General features: G+C 43.9%; 15 protein-coding genes. 3 read left to right on the top strand and 12 right to left on the bottom strand.

The genetic code is table 11. The annotated features are described in order from the left end of the window. Window positions 1-1,441 (bottom strand): bifunctional metallophosphatase/5'-nucleotidase (locus tag GRP75_RS06465; RefSeq protein WP_160788880.1); only part of this gene is annotated, 1,441 nt, incomplete at its 3' end. A 319-nt stretch (window positions 1,442-1,760) separates the two neighbouring features. Between GRP75_RS06465 and GRP75_RS06460 the strand changes: the two genes are divergently transcribed. Then, complete coding sequence (locus GRP75_RS06460; RefSeq protein WP_023987887.1) at window positions 1,761-2,825, top strand: HD-GYP domain-containing protein; 1,065 nt, start codon at window positions 1,761-1,763, stop codon at window positions 2,823-2,825. A gap of 213 nt (window positions 2,826-3,038) precedes the next feature. Here GRP75_RS06460 and GRP75_RS06455 read toward each other — a convergent pair whose 3' ends face one another. The 7 genes from GRP75_RS06455 to GRP75_RS06425 form a co-directional block, all read right to left on the bottom strand. Then, window positions 3,039-3,401: a YmaF family protein gene (locus GRP75_RS06455; protein ID WP_023987886.1), complete on the bottom strand. Its 363-nt coding sequence runs from the start codon at window positions 3,399-3,401 to the stop codon at window positions 3,039-3,041. A 318-nt stretch (window positions 3,402-3,719) separates the two neighbouring features. Then, the gene (gene sufB, locus GRP75_RS06450; RefSeq protein ID WP_013309556.1) at window positions 3,720-5,117 is read right to left on the bottom strand and encodes a Fe-S cluster assembly protein SufB; all 1,398 of its coding nucleotides are present in this window, start codon (window positions 5,115-5,117) and stop codon (window positions 3,720-3,722) included. A gap of 30 nt (window positions 5,118-5,147) precedes the next feature. Further along, complete coding sequence (sufU, locus tag GRP75_RS06445; protein WP_013309555.1) at window positions 5,148-5,570, bottom strand: Fe-S cluster assembly sulfur transfer protein SufU; 423 nt, start codon at window positions 5,568-5,570, stop codon at window positions 5,148-5,150. Continuing rightward, entirely contained in the window at window positions 5,560-6,783 is a 1,224-nt protein-coding gene (locus GRP75_RS06440) for a cysteine desulfurase (protein ID WP_160788879.1), read from the bottom strand. Before GRP75_RS06440 ends, sufU begins: the two co-directional genes overlap by 11 nt. Beyond that, window positions 6,780-8,084 (bottom strand): Fe-S cluster assembly protein SufD, encoded by a 1,305-nt coding sequence (sufD, locus tag GRP75_RS06435; RefSeq protein ID WP_160788878.1) that lies wholly within the window; start codon window positions 8,082-8,084, stop codon window positions 6,780-6,782. Before sufD ends, GRP75_RS06440 begins: the two co-directional genes overlap by 4 nt. A 23-nt stretch (window positions 8,085-8,107) precedes the next feature. Continuing rightward, entirely contained in the window at window positions 8,108-8,890 is a 783-nt protein-coding gene (gene sufC, locus GRP75_RS06430; protein WP_013309552.1) for a Fe-S cluster assembly ATPase SufC, read from the bottom strand. A 445-nt stretch (window positions 8,891-9,335) separates the two neighbouring features. Beyond that, the gene (locus GRP75_RS06425; protein ID WP_013309551.1) at window positions 9,336-9,806 is read right to left on the bottom strand and encodes a Dps family protein; all 471 of its coding nucleotides are present in this window, start codon (window positions 9,804-9,806) and stop codon (window positions 9,336-9,338) included. Window positions 9,807-10,119: 313 nt separating this feature from the next. Between GRP75_RS06425 and mtnK the strand changes: the two genes are divergently transcribed. Together mtnK and mtnA are read left to right on the top strand one after the other, a co-directional pair. After that, window positions 10,120-11,343 carry an S-methyl-5-thioribose kinase gene (gene mtnK / locus GRP75_RS06420; RefSeq protein WP_069081111.1) on the top strand — a complete coding sequence of 408 codons (1,224 nt, stop codon included), beginning with the start codon at window positions 10,120-10,122 and terminating at the stop codon, window positions 11,341-11,343. A 5-nt stretch (window positions 11,344-11,348) separates the two neighbouring features. Beyond that, window positions 11,349-12,458 carry an S-methyl-5-thioribose-1-phosphate isomerase gene (mtnA, locus tag GRP75_RS06415; RefSeq protein ID WP_160788877.1) on the top strand — a complete coding sequence of 370 codons (1,110 nt, stop codon included), beginning with the start codon at window positions 11,349-11,351 and terminating at the stop codon, window positions 12,456-12,458. Window positions 12,459-12,609: 151 nt separating this feature from the next. Here mtnA and GRP75_RS06410 read toward each other — a convergent pair whose 3' ends face one another. From GRP75_RS06410 to GRP75_RS06395, 4 genes are all read right to left on the bottom strand, one after another. Then, window positions 12,610-12,912, bottom strand: a complete 303-nt coding sequence (locus GRP75_RS06410; RefSeq protein ID WP_023987881.1) for a YunC family protein — start codon at window positions 12,910-12,912, stop codon at window positions 12,610-12,612. Between the two features lie 302 nt (window positions 12,913-13,214). Further along, window positions 13,215-13,490, bottom strand: a complete 276-nt coding sequence (locus tag GRP75_RS06405; RefSeq protein ID WP_231517285.1) for a hypothetical protein — start codon at window positions 13,488-13,490, stop codon at window positions 13,215-13,217. Window positions 13,491-14,502: 1,012 nt separating this feature from the next. Next, window positions 14,503-14,853 carry a hypothetical protein gene (locus GRP75_RS06400; RefSeq protein WP_049828507.1) on the bottom strand — a complete coding sequence of 117 codons (351 nt, stop codon included), beginning with the start codon at window positions 14,851-14,853 and terminating at the stop codon, window positions 14,503-14,505. After that, window positions 14,853-16,046 carry a WXG100 family type VII secretion target gene (locus GRP75_RS06395; RefSeq protein WP_160788876.1) on the bottom strand — a complete coding sequence of 398 codons (1,194 nt, stop codon included), beginning with the start codon at window positions 16,044-16,046 and terminating at the stop codon, window positions 14,853-14,855. The genes GRP75_RS06400 and GRP75_RS06395 overlap by 1 nt, the downstream gene beginning before the upstream one ends. Window positions 16,047-16,213 lie beyond the last annotated feature (167 nt).

Raw genomic sequence — 16,213 nt, 5'->3', positions numbered from 1 at the left:
ATTGTTTTGATACCTGAAGCCACCTAGCTGCAAAACATTCTTCCATCGCGCCCGGACGCTTCAACTCCATTTCAATCAAATCCCGTAAAAATTCTGGAAGCATAAATCGGAGATCTGTTCCGTTCGCAAGCACTTCATAACCTGCTTTGAAAGTGAACATATCCAACGTGCCCACTGTGTATTCCTCATGCTCTTCCAATAGTTGACCCGCTACACGAATGTCCGTCACTTTTTCATAAGGAGCACGGCCCGAGTCATACTGAATGGCCAAGCCTTCCACACACATCGTGCCAAGCACTTTGCCTCTGAAGCCAAAGCCCGTCATGGGCTTGTCTGTAAATTCAGGCAGCAAGGACTGCTCCAGCGCCAACCGAATATCTCTTCCCCGCAACTTCATAACACAGGCATTAATCGGCGAAGGGCATAAGGAATGTAGTATTCCTTTACTGATATCCCCTTGAGGTAATGGGCCGAGCAGTTGTCCCGCATTGACGAGGGCAATTTCTGTTCCTGTAAAATGGGACACCGCTTGTGCCAGCATATTCCCAAAAGGGGATTCCTGATCATATGCAATCTCCAGTTTCCGATCCGTCACCGCAATGGTGCTCTCCATGGCGCGCTCTGCTTGTCTGCGATGCACCACAATGGCCGATGCCACTTTTTCGTCCAGTAGTGTCTGATCTACAGGAACTACGCCGCCTGACGTGACTCGAAACGGTTCGAGGCTATTGTTACGACTTAGTGTCACTTCACCCAGCAGCGTTCCGAACTTCCCCGCCCCACATAAAGCTGTTTTTCCGATCCAAAGCGGTTCCTCCAGCACATGATGGGTGTGACCTCCAAGGATAACGTCAATTTCAGGAAACTGCGACGCTAATTTTTGATCGGAAGGTAGACCCAGGTGCGACATCACGACCAAAACATCAACCTGCTTTCTCAGTGCCGCGATCTGCTTCCCCAGCACCTCAAACGGATTGAGCACATCCCAGCCCAGCAATTGATAAAACTCTACAAAAGGAGCCGTCACACCGAGTAAACCGACCTTGATTCCTGCTTTGTCTACGATAAGGGATTCCTTCATCCACGAAGGGCTCATCCCCGTAGCACGCTCTGTCATATTGCCGCATACGACCGGACAATGAATTCCCGCATATGCCTGTTCAATCATATCCGGGGTAAAAGTCAGTCCCTCATTGTTACCGATCGTAATTGCATCGTATCCTGTTAGATTAATCACATCCACATTTGCCCCACCGAGCGTTCCTTCCGTTTCGGGGGCCATCCGGTCCATGTGGTCTCCTATGTCGAGCACAAGCAGCGCATCCCGTGATGCGGCTCTTCGTTCATCGATCATCGCGGCTATCGAAGGCATACTGCCAAAATGACTATGGATATCATTGGTATGCAAAATGGTCAACGTTTGCCGAGTCGTCATCTCCATAACCGCCCTCCTCTATACTTTATATATATCGACTTTGGAGCTTCTAATGTTTAAGCATACCATGTTATTTAGCAATATGGTACATATGAGTGGACATAGTCCTTAAGCTTCGCTGTACTCTCTGAACAATCTCACATCATAAACATAGTGAAAAGCATTGACGTAATCTACTGTAGGTATCTGATAGGAAACGGGTGCCTGGGACCTATTTTACAGCTTGGAATAATAGTAATTTAGTCGTTGTCATCCCATATAATTCTTGATATATTAGGGTTGTTTCATATTTTCGACAAATTTACGACAATAAGGAGGTTAGCACATGAGAGTTCACGTTACCGATGCCAAGCCGGGAGATCGCCTCAAATCCGATACATACAATGGGCACGGTGTACCTGTCATGATTCAGGGCACCGAGCTTCAGCATGACGACATTTCCAAACTCATTATGCATGGTGTCGATTATATCGACATTGATGCCGGTTCTGCGAGCATTCCGGTTGACTTTGCCCCCGATGTTCCAGCTTCCCCTGAATCCCTCAAACGCGCCGTTCCCCTCATGGAGCAGACGATCAGTGGCTTTGAAAGCATGTTTCTCGAAGCTTCCTCAACTGGAAAATTTGATGAATATCGAGTTGATGAACTGTTCGGCCCTCTCGTTTCAGAGCTGGCTCGTCAAAAAGATGTCGTATCTCTGCTGTTAATTATGGAGCGGGGAGATCACTATACCTATAATCATTCTCTCCAAGTAGGTGTACTGTCATATTACATTGCCACATGGCTTGGATATACAGAAGAAGAAGCTTATGCCGCTGGTAAAGCCGGATATTTACACGATATAGGCAAATCCATGATACCGGATGAAATTTTGAACAAACCGGATAAACTGACACCTGAAGAATTTCATGAAATGAAGAAACATTCTCTCTATGGCTATGATATTATTCGCAATTCAACCAGCGATGAGATTTCTGCAATTGTCGCCTTGCAGCATCACGAGCGTGAAGATGGAAGTGGATATCCCCATGGACTGTTCAAGGAAGAAATTCATCCTTTTGCCAGCATAACAGCTATTGCAGACGTGTATAGCGCGATGATTTCCAATCGTGTGTACCAGACAAAGCAGGAGCTACTCGCCGTATTACGCGAGCTGCACAGCATGAGTTTTGGACATCTAAACCCAGAAGCTACCCAAGTGTTCATCAGACATATGCTTCCTAATTTCATTAATAAGCAGGTTCTGCTGACTACAGGGCAGACAGGAACGATTATTCTGAACAATCCTGCTGATTACTTCAGACCCTTAGTGAGAATTAACGATGATGAATATGTAGATTTATCTAGGGAACGCCATGTATCCATTGATGAAATTTATTTGGAATCCTGATCCGCTACTGCCTCCCGGCGTTACTTCGGTGGAACGAAATGTCTTGCCGAAGCCCAGGCTACGCGAATAAAAAGAGACTGTCCTTGATTCGTAGGTTCTTCTACGAAGGACAGCCTCTTTTTATGTTAGGGACATTAACCTAGTCACAATTTACAACGATCAAACACAATAAAAACGCGTTTCTACTACTATATTATTTGCTACATTTGTTTATTAAATAAGAGGTGCCTGGATCAATGTTGCGAAATTGAACTGGTGTACATGACCATCATTTAATGTGGTTTGGCCCGTAACAAAATGTACGTGCTTGCCATTTCCGACTGGAATAGCGGGTCCTGTTCTAATCCTTCTCAGATTATGAAAATGGTTCACGAAATCAGTTTTTGAAAGATCAATTTCATGGACATGACTTCTTCCAACTCGAATCGCTTGCCCAGTAACACCTGCAAAGCGGTGGTTATGTCGGTCTGCGCCTTCTTCAGCCAGTTTGGTACTACCTTCAAATTCATGTACATGCCTCTGTGTCTGTTTAGAAGAGAGGGTTTTCTTCTTCACTCCAGCTTTATTCTTCTGCATCCGTTGCCTGCCTCCTTATGTTTTGTGGCTTTACAATATCCTATTAAGCAAACATAGTTAAGTGCTAGGCAATTATCCGCAGTCCTAACAATAATTTTTTTTAATTCTATCTCCCCTTATAAAAGCGTTAGATCATAAGACAATTCAGAAAACTGCCGACATCTTTTTAGACATTACGGAAAAAATAGAAGAAGGCGAACTTAAAAAGTTCGCCTTCTGTACTAGCAGGAAATCCGAGTCGGCACAAAATCGACACGACTCCAATTTAACAGCTTTAGAATACCTCAAAAACCTTGTCACACCAAAGGTTACTGCGTTTTAACCAATACTGCCTTCCATTTCGAACTTGATCAAACGGTTCATTTCTACCGCATATTCCATCGGCAGCTCTTTGGTGAACGGCTCAATAAAGCCCATAACGATCATTTGCGTTGCCTCTGCTTCAGTCAAACCACGGCTCATCAGATAGAACAGCTGATCTTCCGATACCTTGGAAACCGTTGCTTCGTGCTCAAGCGTGATGTCGTCATTCATGATTTCATTATAAGGAATAGTATCTGAAGTTGATTGATTATCCAAAATCAGCGTATCACACTTGATATTCGATTTTGCACCTTGAGCCTGACGACCGAATGAAGCTAATCCGCGATACGTTACTTTACCGCCGTGCTTACTGATCGACTTGGATACAATTGTGGAGGTGGTGTCTGGTGCCAAATGGATCATTTTCGCACCTGCATCCTGATGCTGGCCTTTGCCTGCAACAGCGATGGACAGGACCATCCCTTTCGCTCCACGGCCTTTCAATACAACGGCTGGATACTTCATCGTCAACTTGGAACCGATGTTACCATCGACCCATTCCATCGTTGCGTTTTCTTCTGCAACCGCACGTTTGGTTACCAGGTTATAGATGTTTGGTGCCCAGTTCTGGATCGTTGTATAACGAACGCGTGCGTTCTTCTTACAAATAATTTCGACCACGGCACTATGCAGCGAGTTCGTGCTGTAAATTGGAGCCGTGCAGCCTTCTACATAATGCACAAAGCTGTCTTCGTCGGCAATAATGAGCGTACGCTCAAATTGACCCATGTTTTCCGAGTTAATACGGAAGTAAGCCTGCAATGGAACTTCACATTTCACACCTTTTGGTACATAGATGAAGCTACCGCCTGACCATACCGCACTGTTCAGTGCAGCAAACTTATTGTCCGCAGGAGGTACAACTGTTGCAAAATACTCTTTCAGAATCTCAGGATGCTCACGCAACGCCGTATCGGTATCCATGAAAATAACGCCCTGGTCTTCCAGTTCCTTTTGCATACTGTGGTAGACAACCTCGGATTCATACTGTGCGGATACACCAGCCAAAAACTTTTGCTCCGCCTCAGGAATACCCAGTTTATCAAAGGTTTCTTTAATTTCCGTCGGAACTTCTTCCCATGTCTTCCCTTGTTTCTCGGAAGGTCTTACATAGTACTGGATATCGTTGAAATCCAGTTCATCCATATCTCCGCCCCAGTTTGGCATTGGCATTTTTTCAAACTGTTTCAGTGCTTTCAGACGGAACTCCAGCATCCATTCTGGCTCATCCTTAATTTTGGAGATTTCCTTTACAATTTCCGGAGTGAGACCCTTACCTGTTTGGAAAATGGACTTGTGCTCGTCACGAAAGCCATATTTATACTCTTCCATTTCCGGTGCTTTCTTGGCCATGTTTCTCAAACCTCCTCTGTTCTATTTAAATTATTTATCTTCATCAATCCCTTTGCGCAGCGCGTTCCAAGCCAGTGTCGCACATTTGATGCGGGCCGGGAACTTATTCACGCCTGACAAAGCTTCCAATTCTTCATAATCATCGAATTCAACGGCTTCTCCCTTCATTAAAGAAGAGAAGCGGCTTGCCATATCCAGTGCCTGATCAATCGTTTTTCCTTTGACCGCTTCTGTCATCATCGAAGCTGAGGACATACTAATCGAGCAGCCTTCGCCAGTAAAACGGGCATCTTCGACCACGCCGTCTTTCGTTTTGAGTTGAAGAGAAATCCGGTCACCACACGTAGGATTATTCAAATCCACCGTAACGGCATCGTCCTCAAAACGTCCGCGATTGCGCGGATTTTTATAATGATCCATAATCACGCGTCGGTACAAGTCATCAAGTTGCATCGCCAAAATACTCCTTTGTTTGGATTAAGGCGCTGACCAAAGCGTCGACTTCCTCTTCCGTGTTATAGAGGTAAAAGCTGGCACGTGCAGTCGCACTGGCTTTCAACCAGCGCATCAATGGCTGGCAGCAATGATGGCCTGCACGTACAGCCACCCCTTTGCTATCCAATACGGTAGCTACATCATGCGGATGCACATCATCCAAGTTGAATGTTACAAGCCCGACATGACGTTCTGCAGGTCCGTAAATCGTCAATCCCTCCACTTCACGGAGACGTTTGAGAGCATAGTCGACCAGACGGCTTTCATGCTGTGCAATGGCGTCCAGTCCGATGCTTTCCAGAAAATCAATGGCAGCTCCCAAACCAACGGCTCCGGCTATAATCGGGGTTCCACCTTCAAATTTCCAAGGCAGCTCCTTCCATGTGGATTCGTACAATCCCACATCGTCGATCATTTCACCGCCGAACTCAATGGGCTCCATGTTTTCCAGCAGCGCCTTCTTGCCGTACAGTGCTCCGATCCCAGTAGGAGCACACATTTTGTGACCCGAAAAGGCATAAAAGTCAGCATCGATGTCTTGCACGTCTACTTTCATATGTGGTGTGCTTTGTGCACCGTCTATAACGATGACTGCGCCGTTGCGATGCGCAATAGCTGCAATCTCTTTGACAGGGTTCACAACACCCAGCACATTGGAGACATGCGCAATCGCTACAATTTTCGTGTTTTCTGTAATGGTATTCTCAACATCAGCAAGATCAACGCTACCATCCTCTTGAAGTGGAATATATTTTAAAGTCGCGCCTGTGGCTTTGGCTACCTGTTGCCACGGAATCAGATTACTGTGATGCTCCATTTGTGTGATGACAATTTCATCACCTGCCTGGCAATTAGCCCTGCCATAGGAAGAAGCGACCAGATTCAACGCCGTTGTTGTTCCTCTTGTAAAAATAATTTCCTGACTGCGCTTTGCATTCAGAAAGCGGGCTACCTTCTCCCGCGCACCTTCATAAGCATCCGTTGCGCGACTACCCAAGGTATGCACACCACGGTGAACATTTGAATTATCATATTCGTAGTAGTGCTTGATCGCCTCGATGACCGCCAGCGGTTTTTGCGAAGTGGCCGCATTATCCAAATAAACCAGCGGATGACCGTTAATCTCCTGATGTAAAATCGGGAACTGTTCACGGATCAATGCAGTATTCATTGGCCTAACTTCCTTTCAACAAGGCTTTGCAGCTGATGTTGAAGTCCTTCGAGCGGAATTTCAGATACGACAGGTGCCAAGAAGCCATAAATAATCAGACGTTCAGCTTCTGCACGGCTAATCCCGCGGGACATCAAGTAATACACTTGTTCACGGTTTACCTGACCAACCGATGCTGCGTGACCTGCCGTTACATCATCTTCATCAATCAGCAGGATCGGGTTAGCGTCACCACGCGCTTTCGGGCTGAGCATAAGAACACGTTCTGTTTGCTGACCGTCTGCTTTGGTAGCACCTTTTTCAATTTTTGTAATTCCGTTAATGATGGAAGACGCTTCTTCACGCATTACTGCGCGCGTAATCATCTGACTGGCGGAATTTTTACCAAAATGCTGTGCTTGTGTCGTATAGTTCAGCTTTTGAGAGCCGGAACCAACAGCAATGATCTTGGCATCCGAATTGGAGCCATTGCCTGTGAGCACGGACATGGTATTGCTTGCTGTATTACCGTTGTTCATTTCGCCCACAATCCATTCGATAGCTGCGTCATTTCCCAACGTAGCACGACGAATCGAAATATCCGTTACTTGCTCTCCAAACTGATGGACTGTCGCATAACGTACTTTAGCTCCTGCATTTGCAACAACTTCTACCGCACCGTTATGAAGAACAGGTGCCGCCAAATCCGCAGATACATAGTTGTCTACGTACGTCACGGAACTGTGGCTTTCAACAATGAGCAGCACATGCGGTGCAAACGTTGCAGTCGCATCGTCCGTCAGAAATACAGCTTGAAGCGGAACGTTCAGTTCTACATTTTTAGGCACATAAGCAAATACTCCACCGTTCCAGAGTGCTGCGTGCAATGCAGATAATGAATTTTCTTCAGCCTTAATAACTGTGTTCAGATGAGCTTTAACCAAATCAGCATGCTCTTTAACCGCTGTTTGTAAATCCGTGAAAATGACGCCTTGCGCCGCCAATTCCTCGCTCAGCTTCACATATACCGCGCCGGAGTTGCGCTGAATAATCAGACCACCCTCCTGTTGCTCTTTGACCAGATCAGCAATGGCTGCCGGGACCTGCCCTACCGATGCAATGACCTCGTTCTGTTTATGTTGACCGTAATCGTTTAATTTCCATCGTTCGATTTTTGTTTTTTCAAATACCGGAAGCTCCAGTTTGCCTGCAAGCTCAAGTGCTTTTTGTCTGTCTTCGGCCAACCAAGATGGTTCGCCGTTACGTTCGGACAGAACACGCAGTTGCTCGGAATCTACCGGAAGGATTGTTTGTGTAGTCATTAGTTTTCCTCCTCGCTTCCGGCTTACGCCTCTTGTCCTACAGTTTCATCAACGATACCCAGCTCTTCCTTGATCCAGTCGTAACCGTCCGCTTCCAGACGCTCAGCAAGCTCAGGACCACCGGATTTAACGATACGTCCTTGCATCATTACATGTACATAATCTGGTTTAACGTAGTTTAACAGACGTTGATAGTGAGTAATGATAAGGAAACCACGCTCTTCGGAACGCATAGCGTTGACACCGCTAGCTACGATTCTCAAAGCATCGATATCCAGACCGGAGTCGATTTCATCAAGAATGACAATTTTCGGATCAATCATCATCATTTGCAAAATTTCATTCCGTTTTTTCTCACCACCAGAGAAGCCTTCGTTCAGGTAACGGTGAGCAAACTCAGGATTCATTTCGAGCTCTTTCATTTTGCTTTCCATTTGACGGATAAACTTAATCAGGGAGATTTCTTGTCCTTCCTCACGGCGTGCGTTGATCGCACTACGCAAAAAGTCGGAGTTCGTTACCCCTGCAATTTCACTCGGATACTGCATCGCCAAGAACAATCCTGCACGTGCACGCTCATCCACTTCCATATCCAGCACGTCTTCTCCATCCAAAGTTACTTTGCCATCTGTGACTTCATATTTAGGATGACCCATCAAAGCAGACGCGAGTGTACTTTTACCCGTACCGTTAGGACCCATGATGGCATGGATTTCTCCGCCCTTCATTTCGAGGTTAATACCTTTCAAAATTTCCTTGCCTTCAATGGTCGCCTTGAGACCTTCAATCTTAAAGTTTGTAGCCATATTCGCAATACCCTCCAAAAAATGTAGTGTGGTGTCGAAATCAGAAAGTATATTTAAACAGGGGAGCCCCCTGATTTCAAGTAATATTTAAAAATTTATTTATAATCATTCTAAACTGATTCTCAATGATTCTCAAGTTATTTTATAATAAATATCTTTAAGGGTGCAACCAACAGACACACGTTATCCAACTTTCTTCATAAAATGTTCACCCTACCAGGCACACAAATAGCAAAATTCATCCTGTGGTTGTTCATATAATTATAAATTTGTACAAAAAACATGGGATGCATGATCTTTTTCCAGCCATAAAAACGCTACTGACAGCATGACGTCAGTAGCGTTTTACATGTAGAGAGTTTATTTCAGAGCGTAACCCCATCACTATGGAGTGGAATTAAATTCACCGAACTAGGCATTGAGTGATGGAGCGAAATTCGGCCCATTAGCCCAAATAAGAGCGAAGCATCCACATATGTTTCTCCAGATCCGCTTTATAACCAATCAGCAAATCTGCAGTTGGCTGGTCGGAATTGCTTTCCGCCAGTTCGATACCTTCCTGAAACTCCTCGCATACAGTTGCAAAATCCTCGATCAAGGTTTGTACCATCTTAGGAGCATCTTCGTTGCCGGTTGCTTCCTGAATCGACGACAGCTCCAGGTATTCCTTCAACGTTGCGGAAGGAGAACCTTTCAACGCGAGCAAACGCTCGGCGATCTCATCCATTTTCAATGTCACTTCATTGTATAACTCTTCAAATTTAACATGGAGTGTGTAGAAACTAGAGCCTTTCACATACCAGTGATAGTTATGAATTTTTACATATAACACATTGAGGTTAGCGACTTGACGGTTTAAAAGTTCCTCCACCGATTTGGTTTGCGTATTTTTCGAGTTACTTGTTGTTTTAGCCATCATAAATCCCTTCCTTTTTCATCAAATTGACTTTCAGGAACGTTTACATATCCATCACCGTCATTACTGACGGTAAGACGCCAGCGGGCATCCTAATATCACCTGCCGGACGTCTGTCTCATATTTACCCTCTCTATACGGAGACGAAACAAAAAAAGAGTTCTCCTTTCTTGCTCTTTCAATCCCCATAAAAAAAATGTACAAAACTTCAATGATTTTCGTTATACTTTCTCTATCCTATCAAAATACTTGGTTTAATATTGTGATATTTTTTAAACTATTTACATGCGCACATTTTATGGAGGTGACTTCGTTGTCCCAATATCATCCTTTAACCACTGAAGAAGCAATCGAATTCGTGAAGAACATCCCCGGATTTTTTAGTCAGGAAGCCCGTCTGGAATGCCGAGAAATCGGTGATGGTAACTTAAATCTGGTTTTTCATATTACGGATTCTGAATCTAACAAGAGTATCATTGCCAAGCAGGCACTTCCCTATGTAAAAATTGTGGGTGAATCCTGGCCGCTTTCACTGGATCGTGCCCGTATTGAACGTGAGGCACTTCAGCAGGAACACCACATTTGCCCCGAATTAGTTCCTGCGGTACTGGCGTATGACGATGAGCTTGCGTTGACCGTGATGGAGGATCTTAGCTCACACACCATCATGCGCAAGGGACTAATAGAAGGAAACACCTATCCATATTTCGCTAATCATATTGGGGAGTTTCTGGCACGCACGCTCTTCTTCACCTCAGATTTGGGCATGAATCAGCAGGATAAAAAAGACCTGGTTAAACGCTTTATCAACCCGGATCTCTGCAAAATAACTGAGGATCTGATTCTGGATGAACCGTATCGGTTCTCAGATAATAACAACTATGGTGCGTACATCGAAGACGAAGCAGAGGCACTACGTACAGATCAAGTGCTTCACCTGGAAGTGGCTTTGCTGCGAGAAAAGTTTTTGACACGAACCGAAGCGCTTCTGCACGGTGATCTTCATACTGGTAGCATTTTTGTAACGACCGAATCGACTAAAGTCATTGATCCTGAATTTGCCTACTACGGACCCATGGGCTTTGATATCGGAGCGGTGATCGCCAATCTGCTGTTGAACTACGCAGCACAACCCGGATGGACCTCTGGCGAGAAGGCTCTAAAGGAAAGGCGTGACTGGGTTCTGGAGACCGCCATTCAGGTATGGGAGCAGTTTGAGCGTAGGTTCCGCAAACTGTGGGATGAGCATGTCACCGATCATATGGCACGTACAGCGGGATATCAGGACTTGTATCTCCAGAAAGTACTGCAAGATACGATTGGTTTTGCAGGGTGCAAAGTGATTCGCCGTATCATCAGCCTGTCGCATGTGGCAGATATCGACACCATTGCCGATCCTGCTATCAAGGAAGCTGCGGAACGTCTGGCGTTATCTATCGGTAAATCCTTGGTTCTTCGCAATCGCGAGCTTCATTCGATTCGGGAACTGGGAGACATTGTTCGGACAGCAACAGCTGCCCAAACTAAAGGAGCTTAATGAATATGAGTGAAAAGAAAGAATCGTCGCCCGTAACCTCTGGGAAAGCTACAGTGCCCAGTCAGGCTCTATCTTCGCTGGTGTGGAAAGGCAACCGTTTGTCTATGTTGGATCAGCGTCTACTGCCCGAAACGATTGTCATGCTGGATTTATTCACGGCCGAGGAAGTATGGGATGGCATACATGCCATGAAGGTACGTGGTGCGCCCGCTATCGGGATGGCTGCGGCCTACGGCGTTGTGCTAGGAGCTACCGCCTACGACGGCACCGACGCCGCTGGGTGGCTGCAGCATGTACACGCCGTGTGCGGACATTTGGCTACTTCACGCCCGACGGCAGTGAACCTGTTCTGGGCCTTGGACCGCATGAAGAAGCGGGCTGGGGAACTCATCATTGAAGCTAGCGGAGGTCAGGTCAAAGACTGGAATGCCGGGCTGGAGCGTGAAGCCACAGCCATTCAGGCAGAGGATGAGGAAGTATGTCGCCAGATCGGCATCCATGCTTTACCTCTGTTCGAGGACGGGATGGGCGTACTTACTCACTGCAATGCAGGCGGATTGGCGACAGCGAAATACGGAACAGCGCTCGCGCCGATGTACCTTGCGCAGGAGAACGGCATTCACCTCAAAGTATTTGCCGACGAAACCCGCCCCGTGCTGCAGGGGGCGCGCCTGACCGCTTTCGAGCTTCAGCAGGCAGGCATTGATGTCACCCTGCTCTGTGACAATATGGCGGGCATGGTGATGTCCAAAGGATGGGTACAGGCCGTTATTGTCGGCACAGATAGAGTCGCTGCTAATGGAGATGTGGCCAACAAAATCGGCACCTATAGCCTAGCTGTGCTAGCGAAGGCGCATGGCATTCCTTTTTATGTCGCTTCGCCACTATCTACCATTGATTTGCAGACCGCAACAGGCGCAGATATTCCGATTGAAGAGCGTTCTGCGGAGGAAGTTACCGAAAGCTTTGGTAAAAGGACCGCCCCGCAGGGCATCAAAGTCTACAACCCAGCATTCGACGTTACACCTCATGAGTACATTACCGCCATCATTACCGAAAAAGGGATTGTACAAGCACCCTTTAGCGAGAACCTGACCCATTTGTTTGCCGAATAATTGTTCTTGCAGATCATATAGTTCGTATATAATTCAAAGAATTCTTCTCGATAGAATAAAACTTTTCATAGAAAAAAACCGGAGCCAAAAAGTCCGGTTTTTTTCTGTTCTTGTTCCTCTACTTTTATACAACATGTGCACATAGGCTTTATTACACCAGTTTCAATAATGCTTCGTATCCTGGCATACCTGGCTTAATCCCCAGTTGCTCCGCTTCTGTCGTCACCGATTCCATCGGCGCTTCCAACAATTCTTTCAGCGTTTTTACCCCCACAGCTCGTGCAGCAAGAATTTTCCGATCCGCCAGCCGCTCATTGAGCAGTCCAACATCCAGTGCACCACACATGATGTAACCACGGGAGTTGGAGATCGTCAACAGCGTTGTTTTAGGCAGTTTGACCTCGACTCCGATAAATGTATGCTCACCCACTTGTACGGATTCCATGTGTATCATGGTTATTACATGCACCTCCTCTTTGTTCACCCGGGATATTTTATGCAGCATTTCCGGGTAAGTGTGGACGCCCGTGGATACATTCAAAATATCCTGGTGAATAACTACAGCTGGAGGGGCCTCTTAACTTTGGCAAAATTCAGTACAATTTCCTTTTCGCTTTTGCTGTTAATTTTTTTTGTAGGCGTATGTTCTTTGTTTATATTTACAACACTATAAGTAAAGATAGGAGTATGCGATTCGCATACTCCACTTTTTCAGATGCTTAATTTATTTTATGAAAATCGCAATACATTATAGATCTATAGTAATTGCACTACTTGTGTTCCCTTTTTTATATCTTTAATATTTTCTGAATCCTTTACACTAATACCAATGAGTGGAAGGTTAGCAATGGAAAAAGAAAGGCTAATATCCAATACGTCCAGTTCACATTTTGTCCCATCTACCTTATCTACTTGTATTTTTGAACCTATCAAACTTTTCAGATTCGTATGATCCTGCTTATCTAATCCAATATTTGTTCCAATTAAAATGATTCCTTTATTGGGTGTTTTAATAATATCGTCTAACTTCATAATCTCCAAAAGAACATCTCCATTCTAACTATCTGAGCTGACTCCTCCAAACAATCCAGCCAGCTTCTATTGTAATAATATCTCCACGTTGCCATTTGTGGATATGTTCAGTTAGTACATCTGAAAAGTAATCCTTTGCCTTGTTGTTTATGTCAAAATTTCTCCTTTCTGTTCATTGCATAAATACCTTTAACCAAAGGTAAATATACAATTTTTACAAATTATTGACGCTTTTCATCTATAAAAATACTCCCGCTGATTTTATCTATTCCCAAAAAAGCATACAACAAACAACTTTAAATCCTGATAGATAGACGAAATAACATCAAGTTCCACAATTCTCAATATTAATTCCGTTCACCTAAACTGACCCTAAGTATTGTCGTAATTGAGCAAACTATGTGATAATTACGCAGTTGAGCGTATACAAAGATAATGCTTTCTCCCGAAACAAAGAAAGTTCCACCTATTGTGTATATCATTAATACAGTTATCAAAGATCAAAACAAAATCACTAGCACAAGACAGACTACTCCAATTTCCAGAAGCCGCGTTTCCATTACACTCCCTTTTCTCTGTCCAACAATAAGACTTTCTAAGACAAATAAACAATATCAAATTGCCGATCTCAAATTATTTACTCATCTTAAATCTAGGAATTACCTAGCACTTCGTACTTCATTCAATCACTTCTACTTTTGGAACAAGATCACGGTTATATGTATTGTCCTTGTAATTCTTCGACTAGCATTTAGAGCAAACCACTTTACCTTCGCTTCATTGTGCATCTCCTTTTTTGCAATTATTTCCTTTGTCACTATTCCAGTTTGATCATGATTGATATTGGAACATGGTGAATTGAATTTGACCCACCTTATTTTGAAGCAAGGTATATTAAAAATCACAGTTTCCTTCATTCAGATTGGATAACTATAAAAAAGCTCACTCCCATTTTTATTATTAAAGGAGCAAGCTTAACACTGACTATATGACGCTGGTATTGTAAAGCAACTTACTCTTCTTCATCATTAAAAATAGCTTCAAACTCTTCATCTGTATAATCTCTATTGCTAGGTACATGATAACGCTGTGGTAGTCCATTATGATCAAGTACATGATCCACAACCCCATCTCTATCCGAGACAACAAAAGTAATCTCATCATCACCTTCATAACTCTTTGGTGTGATATCAGCTAAAACTAACCATGCAGCACCCTCAACCCTGTAGAATTCCGGGTAAAATTTGACGGACTGCTCAGTGTCATCATGTATTACACCATATAACTTATATTTTTCTTGATAATCCTGAGCAATTTTTCTAGCTTGAGTAGCTGTTAATTTAGTATCCACTTTTTCATCCATTATTCTTCATACCCTTTCCAATTAGACAGAGGCCACTGTCCGTTTCTCACTTTATAAATGTATCTCTGTGCTTCGTATATTTCTGAGGAATTAAATTTGTCTTTATTTTTGATGATTTCATTATAAACATACTCTTCTTTAGCTATAGTGGATAAATTCATATATGTTTCTTTTCCAAGTTCTCCAAAGTGTTTTGCATGGTAAGATTCGTGAATTGCACTTAGATAGGAAGCATCTGGTCGTATAACAATCTGTCCTGTACTAGGATTAAAGCCACCCACAGCTTCTTCTGGAAGTATAGCGCCCTTTTTATCAATTATAACTTTTACATCAATAGCATTCATTTCTTTTTTAAAAGCTTTTATTTCACTAACATTCATAATTTTTAATCCATCTGGTGTTAACCTTCTCTGACCGCTTACAGGCATCTCTTCCCACAATTTCAAATCTAGATCATGGCCTTTGGGAAATGGTCTAACTTCACCGTTTAACTTTATTGTACTACCAATCCCAATTTTAGGTTTGATTACCGAACTAACTCCTCCAAACAATCCTGCTGTACCGATCATATTAGCCCAGTGTTCCTTTGACCAGGCATTGTTTGGATTAAACGCCCCTTGAATCGTACCCGTTACTCCAAAGGTACCGAAATTGAGCATGTCATTCCATGAATCGTTTTGTTTAGCTGCCCGTTCCATGTACCCTTGGTACATTCCTTTTGGAATACCATATGACATATAATCTAGAAAGCTCCAGACTGAATTAAACTTTTTCTCATAGCGTACTGAGTTAGCGTCTACAAAATCCTGACCTAGTTCAGTTAAGCTATCTACTGATTTTTGGAACGCATTCCGTGTATCTGGAGCAGGAACAGCACATGAATTCGGTGGAGGTGGTAAACAACTTGCGTCAATGTTACCTGCTTCCATCAGATCTGCTAATCTGAATTTATCTGCATGGTGACGTAATTCCCTAGCAATAGAATCCGTCAAGGTAACAAAGTCATTCATATTCTTCTGAGAGGTTTGGAAGGAATAGTAAAAGTGCTCTTTAGTCAGTCCTTCCCACAATTGCCCCATAGATGAAATTTGTTGTACTAAATTACTATTCATTTGAGTTGCCGTTTGCTGTGCTAACTCAAACTGCTTGGAGGCAGTCATAAGCTGCTCAGGTGTCACTTTAATTGTTGTCATAATATACCTCTGTTTGAGTTCGTTATGACATAGTAACATTATTCCGATTTATGGAAAACGAACTTAATTCCTAATTGTTATGTGAAATAAGATAACTTTATACCTATGACCAAAAGCTTATAGTCATCGCTTTCAACTCCTGATCTTCAAACATACCCTGTAACTCA

Origin of the sequence: Paenibacillus sp. OT2-17 (assembly GCF_009827695.1) — a bacterium.
Classification (GTDB): Bacteria; Bacillota; Bacilli; order Paenibacillales; family Paenibacillaceae; genus Paenibacillus; species Paenibacillus polymyxa_B.
Note: the sequence above shows the minus strand (reverse complement) of the source record. Positions and strands in the feature narration are given on the sequence as shown.

Bases quoted from the DNA above. Each gene is read 5' to 3' on its own strand.
- mtnA (WP_160788877.1), top strand. From the start codon at position 11,349: ATGAGTGAAAAGAAAGAATCGTCGCCCGTAACCTCTGGGAAAGCTACA.
- GRP75_RS06455 (WP_023987886.1), bottom strand. From the start codon at position 3,401: ATGCAGAAGAATAAAGCTGGAGTGAAGAAGAAAACCCTCTCTTCTAAA.
- GRP75_RS06395 (WP_160788876.1), bottom strand. From the start codon at position 16,046: ATGACAACAATTAAAGTGACACCTGAGCAGCTTATGACTGCCTCCAAG.
- GRP75_RS06405 (WP_231517285.1), bottom strand. From the start codon at position 13,490: ATGAAGTTAGACGATATTATTAAAACACCCAATAAAGGAATCATTTTA.
- GRP75_RS06400 (WP_049828507.1), bottom strand. From the start codon at position 14,853: ATGGATGAAAAAGTGGATACTAAATTAACAGCTACTCAAGCTAGAAAA.
- sufD (WP_160788878.1), bottom strand. From the start codon at position 8,084: ATGACTACACAAACAATCCTTCCGGTAGATTCCGAGCAACTGCGTGTT.
- GRP75_RS06440 (WP_160788879.1), bottom strand. From the start codon at position 6,783: ATGAATACTGCATTGATCCGTGAACAGTTCCCGATTTTACATCAGGAG.
- GRP75_RS06410 (WP_023987881.1), bottom strand. From the start codon at position 12,912: ATGATACACATGGAATCCGTACAAGTGGGTGAGCATACATTTATCGGA.
- GRP75_RS06425 (WP_013309551.1), bottom strand. From the start codon at position 9,806: ATGGCTAAAACAACAAGTAACTCGAAAAATACGCAAACCAAATCGGTG.
- sufU (WP_013309555.1), bottom strand. From the start codon at position 5,570: ATGCAACTTGATGACTTGTACCGACGCGTGATTATGGATCATTATAAA.
- sufC (WP_013309552.1), bottom strand. From the start codon at position 8,890: ATGGCTACAAACTTTAAGATTGAAGGTCTCAAGGCGACCATTGAAGGC.
- GRP75_RS06460 (WP_023987887.1), top strand. From the start codon at position 1,761: ATGAGAGTTCACGTTACCGATGCCAAGCCGGGAGATCGCCTCAAATCC.
- sufB (WP_013309556.1), bottom strand. From the start codon at position 5,117: ATGGCCAAGAAAGCACCGGAAATGGAAGAGTATAAATATGGCTTTCGT.